Raw genomic sequence first — 1,776 nt, 5'->3', positions numbered from 1 at the left:
TTATTTAATAGGGAAAAACTATCACCATAATGGCTTTGAATATTTGAGCATTTTCAATCTATGCCGCAAACAGCCCTAAGTCATTTCGAGCAAGATCTTTATATCGAGTTAGAACACATATTCCTTGAAGCAAAATTTGAACGTTGGAAGCATATTGAACGCTTCCTGTTTCCCTATTTTTGTTATCGGACGGGCTATGTCACTAAACAAGGTAAGCCCGATTGGGAATTCGCACGCCAATCTGTGCCTAAATCCACGTCAACTAACGATCCCAAAGAGTTGGTTATGATCCCTCTCGTTCCTGAGAGTAGTGTGATTGGAGAAATAAAGTGCATAGTCCGAGACGATGAACTTTCGAAAGAAGCGCTCTCTGATGTGTTAGATAAATTGCTAACCTACTGCTTAATAACGAAAACAGAGCTAGCTAAGATGAAGAAGTTAGGGGTAGAGAAATCAATGCCCGCAGCCTGGTATCAACTCGCAGCTAAAGAACCACTCGATAGGCTTGAATTTGTAGGGATTACTCTCGACCACTCGCCTTTATAGGCCAAGGCACGTAGAATGCAGCCTTTAATTTTTTATTCGGTAAAGGTCAGTCAGTTTGCATACTCTAGAACAACTAAAAACAGGTCAACTTAAAGGCACTCACCACCTCAAAATATCTCAAGGTCTCACAGAATTTCCACTCGAAATTTTAGAGCTAGCTGACACGTTAGAAATACTAGATTTGTCTGGAAACCAGCTTACTAACCTGCCCAATGAAATATCTCAATTAAAAAATCTTAAGATATTTTTTGCATCTTACAACCCGTTCACTCATCTTCCTAGTGCTCTTGGCAAGTGTCCTAAACTAGAAATGGTCGGCTTTAAGAGTAATCAGATAAAGGAAGTATCTGAAGAGTCACTACCGGCTCAATTGCGTTGGTTAATTCTGACAGACAACCAAATTGAAGTATTACCGAGCTCTTTGGGTGAACGTCCTAGATTGCAAAAACTAGCACTAGCAGGAAACCAGATCCGAAGCTTACCAACAAGCATGTCTCAACTAGTTAACCTTGAGCTTATTCGCTTATCGGCAAACCAACTTACCGAGTTCCCGGCTCTGCTTCTTGAGCTGCCAAAACTGGCTTGGCTCGCATTCGCAGGTAACCCGTTTTGCCAGCATGCAGTAACCGCAGGCGGCGTACCTAAAGTGACATCTGGTTGTTACTCACTCAACCAAGTACTTGGCCAAGGCGCGTCTGGTGTGATTTCACATGCGAATTGGAACGACAGCGAGTTCGACTTTCCAAACGAAGTCGCGGTTAAAGTATTTAAAGGGGAAGTGACTAGCGATGGTTACCCTCATGATGAACTAGAAGCATGCTTACAAGCAGGGCTTCATAACAACCTAGTAAAATCGATTGCACAAGTCGATGAGCCTAACTACTTATCACTGGTTATGGAGCTTATTCCTGCTCATTATTTCAACCTTGGCCTACCACCAACGCTAGCAAGCTGTACCAGAGATACTTTTAAAGATGGGTTTGCCCTAAGCATTTCCCAAATCGACAAGATTGTGTCTCAGATGATTGATGTGTTTGAACATCTTCATGCAAACAAGGTTTGCCATGGCGATTTGTACGCACATAACGTATTGGTTGATGAGCAGAGTAATATGATTTTTGGTGACTTTGGGGCAGCGTCAATTTATGACTACCTAGAACCTAAGCAGCAACTTAAAGTCAAAGCAGTCGAAGCGCGTGCACTACGTTATTTCATCGAAGACCTGCTGTC

The 1,776-nt window shown here is 42.5% G+C and carries 2 protein-coding genes; both read left to right on the top strand.

Annotation, left to right across the window (positions count from 1 at the left end; all coding sequences use genetic code 11):
- Window positions 1-60: 60 nt before the first annotated feature.
- On the top strand, window positions 61-546 hold the full coding sequence (locus L4C33_RS22035; RefSeq protein ID WP_428814519.1) for a hypothetical protein: 486 nt from the start codon (window positions 61-63) through the stop codon (window positions 544-546).
- Between the two features lie 55 nt (window positions 547-601).
- Window positions 602-1,776: leucine-rich repeat-containing protein kinase family protein (locus tag L4C33_RS22030; protein ID WP_428814518.1), on the top strand; the 1,175-nt coding region annotated here is incomplete at its 3' end.

The organism is Vibrio makurazakiensis (genome assembly GCF_050337375.1).
Lineage (GTDB): Bacteria > Pseudomonadota > Gammaproteobacteria > Enterobacterales > Vibrionaceae > Vibrio > Vibrio makurazakiensis.
Note: the sequence above shows the minus strand (reverse complement) of the source record. Positions and strands in the feature narration are given on the sequence as shown.

What these genes read in the sequence shown, in the direction of transcription:
- L4C33_RS22035 (WP_428814519.1), top strand. Translation starts at nt 61, where the DNA reads ATGCCGCAAACAGCCCTAAGTCATTTCGAGCAAGATCTTTATATCGAG.